Annotated in this window: 6 protein-coding genes; 5 read left to right on the top strand and 1 reads right to left on the bottom strand. The window is 63.5% G+C overall.

The window, feature by feature from the left end; genetic code table 11:
* Positions 1-157 precede the first annotated feature (157 nt).
* Both CAG46_RS26660 and CAG46_RS26655 read left to right on the top strand, forming a co-directional pair.
* Complete coding sequence (locus tag CAG46_RS26660; protein ID WP_085619289.1) at positions 158-568, top strand: SRPBCC family protein; 411 nt, start codon at positions 158-160, stop codon at positions 566-568.
* 108 nt (positions 569-676) lie between these two features.
* Positions 677-1,573 carry a LysR family transcriptional regulator gene (locus CAG46_RS26655; RefSeq protein ID WP_085619291.1) on the top strand — a complete coding sequence of 299 codons (897 nt, stop codon included), beginning with the start codon at positions 677-679 and terminating at the stop codon, positions 1,571-1,573.
* A gap of 149 nt (positions 1,574-1,722) precedes the next feature.
* Here CAG46_RS26655 and CAG46_RS26650 read toward each other — a convergent pair whose 3' ends face one another.
* Positions 1,723-2,637 (bottom strand): LysR family transcriptional regulator, encoded by a 915-nt coding sequence (locus CAG46_RS26650; RefSeq protein ID WP_038409468.1) that lies wholly within the window; start codon positions 2,635-2,637, stop codon positions 1,723-1,725.
* 206 nt (positions 2,638-2,843) lie between these two features.
* Between CAG46_RS26650 and CAG46_RS26645 the strand changes: the two genes are divergently transcribed.
* The 3 genes from CAG46_RS26645 (at position 2,844) to CAG46_RS26635 (ending at position 7,121) form a co-directional block, all read left to right on the top strand.
* Positions 2,844-3,866: a zinc-dependent alcohol dehydrogenase family protein gene (locus tag CAG46_RS26645; RefSeq protein ID WP_085619293.1), complete on the top strand. Its 1,023-nt coding sequence runs from the start codon at positions 2,844-2,846 to the stop codon at positions 3,864-3,866.
* A gap of 514 nt (positions 3,867-4,380) precedes the next feature.
* Complete coding sequence (locus tag CAG46_RS26640) at positions 4,381-5,766, top strand: hypothetical protein (protein ID WP_085619295.1); 1,386 nt, start codon at positions 4,381-4,383, stop codon at positions 5,764-5,766.
* Positions 5,766-7,121: an aminotransferase class I/II-fold pyridoxal phosphate-dependent enzyme gene (locus tag CAG46_RS26635; protein ID WP_085619297.1), complete on the top strand. Its 1,356-nt coding sequence runs from the start codon at positions 5,766-5,768 to the stop codon at positions 7,119-7,121. Before CAG46_RS26640 ends, CAG46_RS26635 begins: the two co-directional genes overlap by 1 nt.
* Positions 7,122-7,224 lie beyond the last annotated feature (103 nt).

Raw genomic sequence — 7,224 nt, 5'->3', positions numbered from 1 at the left:
GCCCTGAGCAAGGTGATCCCGATGGCCTTCTGGAACGACCTGCGCCAGCAAGGGCTGATCAACGCCCAGGCCCCGGTACCTGCTGTTTAAACCGATCTTGAAGGGCCGCTGCGCGGCCCTACCCGAATCAATGGGGCCACGCCCCGGGAGAATCATCATGGCAACTGCACAAGCTTCCATCACCCTGGCAACCGATGCCAACCATGTTTGGCAACTGATTGGCGGTTTCGACGCGCTGCCCGACTGGCTGCCGTACATCCCCGAAAGCGCCCTGAGCGAAGGCGGCCGCGTCCGTACCCTGAAGACCGTGGATGGCGAGACCATCATCGAGCGCCTGCTGGACTTCAACGAAGCCGGCCGCAGCTACAGCTACACCATCCTCAAGGGCCCGGCGCCGGTGCGTGACTACCAGGCGACCCTGCGCGTGGTAGCCGAGGGCAGCGGTTCTCGTGTGGAATGGTCCGGTTCGTTCGTGCCGGTGGGTGTCAGCGATGCCGAAGCGACCGCGCTGTACACCTCCATCTACCAGGATGGCCTGGCAGCGCTGAGGCAGACACTGGAAGGTTGATGGATGAATTGGGGCCGTAAAACGGCCCCAAGCCTCAGCAGCCTGCCCCGCATCCGAACCGTTTTTACCCGCCGCTGACCACGGCCTTGTTTATTTTCGAAGACTTATATGCTGGACTTCAGGCAACTCCGTTATTTTGTCGCCGTGGCCGAGTTCGAACACGTGGGCAAGGCGGCGGAACAACTGCACATCTCCCAGTCTCCGCTCAGCCGGCAAATTGCCCAGCTTGAAGAGCGCCTGGGCCTGCAGCTGTTCGAACGCAGCCAGCAACGGCTGCGCATTACCTCCGACGGTCGCACCTTCCTGCACGAGGCCAAGGCCCTGCTGAAACATGCCGAACGCCTGGAATCACTCGGCCGCAGACTGGGCCGGGGCGAGTCGGGTGGGCTGTGCATCGGCTACGTCAGTGACGCCATCCATACTGGGGTGTTGCCCAAGGCATTGCGCCAGGTTCGTGAGGAACGGCCGGGCATCCATATCGCCCTGTACAACCTGACGGCTCAAGAGCAATTCGAGGGGTTGCGCCAGCGCAGCCTCGATATCGCGCTGGTGTGCGAGCCGATACCGGCGGGGGATCTGGACTTGCTGGCAACACCGGTATTCGAAGACCCGCTCTACCTCGCGCTACCCTTTGGGCACCCACTGGCAGACAAGGCGCAGATCGAGCCCGTCGATCTTCACGAGCAGGACTGGATCATGGTCGACGGGCACGCGACTCCCAACCGTCGTGAGCGTTTCATGGCTCGTTGCGTGGAGGCAGGCTTTACGCCGCAGATCCGGCTGGAGGCTGCCGAACCGCTGAGTGCGTTGGGGCTGGTGTCAGCGGGATTAGGGTTGGCGCTGATACAGCAGAGCATTGGCAATGGCAGCAACCCTGACGTGATCCTGCGCGAGTTGCCGTGGTTGCAGCAAAGCATCGGCCTCTGGGCAGCCTGGCATCGTGTTGATCTGCGACCGATTGTGGGTGACTTTCGTCAGCTTGTATTGGCTGGTGCGGTGGATTAAGCACCATCGAGGAGCTTCTCGACGTGCCGCTGTTCGTGCGCCAGCACAATGCCCTGGTGGCCAATGATGCCGGGCTTTGTGTGGTGCACTATGCACTGTTGATCCATGGCGCCTGGGCCATTTGCGCGATGAGGTGTTGGGGATCGTGCTCAGAGGCTGTCAGGATCGCCGAAGAACATCTGTATCCGCGACCGCAACCACCGCTCTGCCGGGTCATTGTCCTGCGCCCCGCGCCAGGCCATGTGCAGCTCGAAACTGCGCACATCCAGCGGCAGATCCTCGGCCCGCAACCCACCCGCCGCGGTCAACGCATCCGCCGTGTAGTCCGGCACCGTAGCGACAATATCGGTGCCCGCCAGCAAGCTCCCCAGCCCGTTGAACTGCGGCACCGCCAGCACCACGTGGCGCTTGCGGCCAATCTCGTCCAGCGCCTCGTCGATGAACCCCGACAGGTCCCCGGCAAACGACACCAGCGCATGCGGCCGCGCGCAGAAGTCGTCCAGGGTGATGGCGCCGGGCACGCTGTCGGCGCGCAGCAGTTTCGGCATGCTGCGGCGCAGCACCTTGCGCTTGGCGTTGGCTGGCAGTTCGCTGGTGTAGCTGACCCCCACCGAGATCTCGCCCGAGGCCAGCAGCGTCGGCATCAGCAGGTAATTGACCCGGCGCACCACCAGCACGATACCCGGCGCTTCGGCGCGGATGCGCTTGAGCAGCTGCGGCAGCAGGGCGAATTCGGCGTCGTCCGACAGGCCGATGCGGAACACCGCATTGCTGGTGGCCGGGTCGAATTCGGCAGCGCGGCTGACGGCGGTGGAAATCGAGTCCAGCGCCGGGGACAGCAGGGCGAAGATTTCGTGGGCCCGGGCCGAGGGCTCCATGCTGCGGCCGGTGCGTACGAACAGCGGGTCGTCGAACAGGTTGCGCAGGCGCGACAGGGCCGCGCTGATGGCCGGCTGGCCGAGGAACAGTTTTTCCGCGGCACGGGTCACGCTGCGTTCGTGCATCAGCGTTTCGAACACGATCAGCAGGTTGAGGTCTACGCGACGCAGGTCGTTTCGATTCATCGGTGCGCTTCGCCTAAAGTGGGGCAGAGGTGAATCTTAAGGCCAAAGGCTGGTACCCTGCACGGGTTTAGGGGGACCAATCGCAGGGAAAGTCAGGTGCCCAATCGATGACAAGCATGTCGACTATTAATGACCACTGATGGTCTAACCGGCAAAGCCCGGATAAAGTCCGTGGTAATTAGAGATTCACAAAGGCGAGGTATGCGATGTCCCGCATGATCCGTTTCCACAAGTTCGGCGCTGCCGATGTGCTCCGTTGCGAGGAGCAGGCCGAATCGTCACCTGCTGCCGACGAGGTACAGATCCGCGTCGAGGCGGTTGGCGTCAGCTGGTATGACGTGCTCTGGCGCCAGAACCTGGCACCGTCCCAGGCGCGCCTGCCGGCGGGGATCGGCCACGAGATGGCCGGGGTGGTGACCGCGGTCGGCGAAGGGGTCGAGGATATTGCGGTGGGCGACCGGGTTGCCAGCTTCCCGGCCACCAGTGCCAACGACCACCCGGTGTATGGCGATGTCATCGTGCTGCCGCGTACGGCCATTACCCGTTATCCGGATGTGCTCACCCCGATCGAGGCCAGCGTGCACTACACGCCGCTGCTGATCGCGTATTTCGCCTACGTCGACCTGGCCCGGGCGAAAGCCGGGCAGACCGCACTGGTCACCGATGCCAGCCACTGCGCGGGCCCTGCCTTCGTGCAACTGGGCAAGGCCCTGGGGCTGAAGGTGTTCGCCGCCACCAAGGAGCCGGAACAGCGTGAGTACCTGCTGGGCCTGGGCGCCGACAAGGTGATTGTCACCGAAGAGCAGGACCTGTTGCTGCAGATTGGCAAGTACACCGATGGTCGTGGCGTGGACATGGTCCTGGATGGCATGGGCGGGCCGCAGATGTCGCTGCTGGGCGATGTCCTGGCTCCACGTGGCAGCCTGGTGCTGTATGGCCTGCAAGGCGGCAACCAGACGCCGTTCCCGGCCTGCGCGGCGTTCCAGAAGAACATCCAGTTCCATGTGCATTGCATCGGCAACTTCACCGGCAAGCCGGAGCTTGGCATCAGCCAGGATCAGGTGGCGCTGCAGCGCGCCCTGCGTGATATCAACCAGTTCACTGCCGACCAGTTGCTGACACCGCAGATCATCAAGGTGTACCCGTTCGAACAGGTGGTCGAGGCGCATCGCTACATGGACCAATGCCCGTGCGGCGGGCGTGTGGTGCTGGACATGGCGCAACACTGACAGCGGTCTGCATCTATCAGGAAACCCGGGCAGAGTCCCGGGTTTTTTGTGCCCAATAGAGACTGGTTTTACGTTAAAAAAAGAAGTTTCCTACAATTAAGTACGACGCGGACTATATTTGAACTGATTGCTCCGGGGCTTGCCGAAATATCCCGCCAAGTTTTTTGTCTTGTACTGTTCTCGTCTGGCAGTCAATGTGTTTTCTCACTTCCGCTGAATGGTTTTTTTACCCTGATCTGTATCTTCTATTCGCTTTGCATCCCTCGATAATGGCTCAATGATAGTTTGCGCAAGGAGCGTGGAATGAGCATGGCTATGCCCAGGCCAGGGCGGTGTATGGCAGCGGCGGGGCGTCGCGACGATGCGTTTTTCTCGATGTCATGGCGACAGTGATGGTTACGTCATTACTTCCAATTAGTTGTAGGAAATTTCTTCTGGAAAAGTTCGGGGCATGTTGATGTTCAGGTCCTCTGATCAACGTGCGCTGGCTGCATGAAGTTGATGAGGTGATCTCGTGACTGCTATTCACGACCAGGCAATGCACTATATCTACCAGCAAGTACTCGATCGCTTGCTCAGTCATATGTCACAAGCGCAGCGCGCTTCCTTGCAATTGCTGATACAACGGCTGCTGGTTGCTGCAGGCGGGCCCGACTACATCGGTACCTGCCGCTTGCTGGTGCTGCAAGGCAACGATCGCCGCAGCGCCCGGCTGCTGGCCATGCTGCGTGCCGCACAACTGAGCATCGCCCTGCGTGCGCCGGTAACCTTCCAGCTGCGGGTGCTGGTGGTGAGCCTGCCCGTGGCTGACAGTGCCACGCTCGAATGCCATGAGCGCAGCTTCAGTGCGCTGTTCTTGCAGGATGACCCGCGGGTGCAACTGCAAATGATCAAGGGGCGTGAAGTGGTGCCGTTCAGCCGGCATGCCTCTGCCGCGCCCGACAACTGGCTTTTGGCGAGGGAAGCCATGCTGATGTTCGGTCACCTGGTCGACGCCAGGCCCGAAGCGCTGCTGGGGTGTCGCCTGCACCTGGAACTGGCGGCGGCCGTCGGCTTTGCGCTGCAGGCCCATTCACCTGCGGATGTATTTATCACCGCCATCCCTGCGCGCCAGCGCCGCCGGTACCTGGCCTGGGCACGGCGCAGCCTGCGCCTGGCAGGGGAGCGTGGTCCGCATGTGGTGCACCAGTGCCTGGCGACGCTGGCACAAGGGCTGAGCCGCCTGCACGGCAGTATCGGGTTGCCATCGGGTGCCTTGGCGGGGCCGACCTCGGCGAGCGTGCCGCAGAGTACGTCGGTGCGGTTGATTGCCATTGACGACCTGCTGCCGCCGTTGCTCGAAGAGCAGCAGCTGGACCTCATGCTCGGTTGTCGCTTCGAGGGGGGGCAGGACGCCTGGCCATTGGCCGCGTTCGTCGAGCCGTTGGCCCCGGTGCAGCTGCGGGAGCTGCACGCACGCAGTCTCGAGCCGCAGGGCAGTCGCCCGGCATTGCGGCTGGCTGGCCAGCCGGGCGCCAACAAGCGGCGCGACACGCATCAGCTGCAGTTCGGCAAGGCATATGGCATCAACCAGATCCAACAGGTGTGCCTGCTGTTCAGCCCGTTTGCCCGGCAGGGGAAGAACCTGGAGCGTTTTCTGCAGTGCTGGCATGCCGACATGCTGGTGGCGCTGCCATACCTGCATCGGGCCTTGCAGGGTAAACCCTGCCCTGAAGCGGTGAAAAACTGGCTGGTGAATACCAGCGGCCTGCCGCTGGGGCAACTCCGGTTGATCTATGGCGGAGGCCTGCCGCTGGCCTCCTGGCGTCTCATGAGCCACCTGGCCCGTCGCGATGTACAGCTGAGGTTGCTGCCACGGCGGGCAGCGGGGCGGCGGCGTGGTCATGCGGGGCCGCCTTGATGGAGCAATCGGGCTCCGGCGAGTTCGCCTATCGCAAGGTCTATCGCTACCTGGAAGCCCTGATCGACCAGGCGCCACGCAGTGGCCCGTGCCGATTGCCGTCGTTGCGCGTGTTGGCCCGGCGGTTGCGGGTGTCATTGGCCACCGTGCAGAGTGCCTACAGCCTGCTGGAAGAAGAGGGCCGCGTGCAGTGCCTGCCCAGGTCGGGCTATTACGTACAGGGCGCTGCCAAGGGGGATGCTGCGGCCATGCCCCGGCAGGCACCCTTGCCGGCACAGCCGATGCTTGAGCGCACCCTGTTCACCCACGAGCGGCGCCTGGCACGTCAGCGCACGCACAGTGTCGCCCCGTGGGACGCGCCCGGCAGCGCCCGCCTGCGCAATGCCGTCGCTGAACGCTATACCCGTTCCTCCAACCAGTACTGGCGTGCCGAGGACGTCCAGCTGGCGCCAGATGTGCAGGCTTTGCTGGAGACTTTGCTGGCGGCGCTGGCCCTGCAAGGCGGGACCGTGGTGGTGCACTCGCCCTGTTGCTGGCAGGTGCTGCGTGCGTTGGCCCGTGCCGACATGCGAGTGCTGGAGGTACCACTGGATACCCGCGGCAACCCGGACCTGCGCGCCCTGGCCCGGCTGCTGGCCAGCGAGCCAGTGTGCATGCTGGTCATGCCGTCGTGCCTTGGCATGCCGCAGGGGCGGCTGGTTTCACTGCACTATCAGCAGCAGCTTGGCCAGCTGCTTGGCCAGCACCCTGTATGGTTGCTGGAGAACGACCTGGACAGCGAGCACTGTTACAGCGGGCCGCCGAATACGCGCCTGCGCGATTGGGTCGATCCTCGTTGGCTATTGGTTATGGGGGCGTTCGATGCCGCAGTGGGGAGCGAGGCGCCCTATGCCTACCTGCTGGGCCATGATGCCGGCCTGACCAGGGCTTTCGCTGAGCGTGCATTTCGGCTTGCACCGCTACGCCTGCAAGCGCTGGCGCACATGCTGGGCAAAGGCGAAATCGAGGCGCAACTGGTGCGGCTGCGCACCGACCTGCAAAAGCGCATGCAATGCCTGGCGCGTGAGTTGCAGCTGCAGTTCGGCCAGCGGGTGGTGCTGGAAATGCCGGAGGGTGGCCGGACACTGTGGGTGCGCTTTCGCCAGCCGCTGCCGTGGGAGGGTATTGCAGCAGCGCTGGCTGGTTCAGCACTGCATGCCTTACCGGGCGAGCAGTTCAGCCTGCAGGGTCGCTACCAACAGTGTCTGGCGATGGCGTGGCTGGGTGATCACCCGGGGGAGCTGCAACAGGCGGTAGAGCGCCTGGCTCAGGTGCTGGAACTGCGCTGTGGCCGGCCTGCCGGCGCTACACCTTGAGCCGCCGGGGTTGCGTTGCAACCCATCGCCGGCAAGCCAGCTCCCACGGGCGCAGCGTTTAACTCAAGGTTGTCGCTGTACCTGTGGGAGCCGGCTTGCCGGC

The organism is Pseudomonas sp. B23(2017), assembly GCF_002113725.1.
Lineage (GTDB): Bacteria > Pseudomonadota > Gammaproteobacteria > Pseudomonadales > Pseudomonadaceae > Aquipseudomonas > Aquipseudomonas putida_Z.
Note: the sequence above shows the minus strand (reverse complement) of the source record. Positions and strands in the feature narration are given on the sequence as shown.

Excerpts from the sequence above, each read along its gene's own strand:
- CAG46_RS26660 (WP_085619289.1), top strand. The coding sequence starts at position 158 with ATGGCAACTGCACAAGCTTCCATCACCCTGGCAACCGATGCCAACCAT.
- CAG46_RS26655 (WP_085619291.1), top strand. The coding sequence starts at position 677 with ATGCTGGACTTCAGGCAACTCCGTTATTTTGTCGCCGTGGCCGAGTTC.
- CAG46_RS26650 (WP_038409468.1), bottom strand. The coding sequence starts at position 2,637 with ATGAATCGAAACGACCTGCGTCGCGTAGACCTCAACCTGCTGATCGTG.
- CAG46_RS26645 (WP_085619293.1), top strand. The coding sequence starts at position 2,844 with ATGTCCCGCATGATCCGTTTCCACAAGTTCGGCGCTGCCGATGTGCTC.
- CAG46_RS26635 (WP_085619297.1), top strand. The coding sequence starts at position 5,766 with ATGGAGCAATCGGGCTCCGGCGAGTTCGCCTATCGCAAGGTCTATCGC.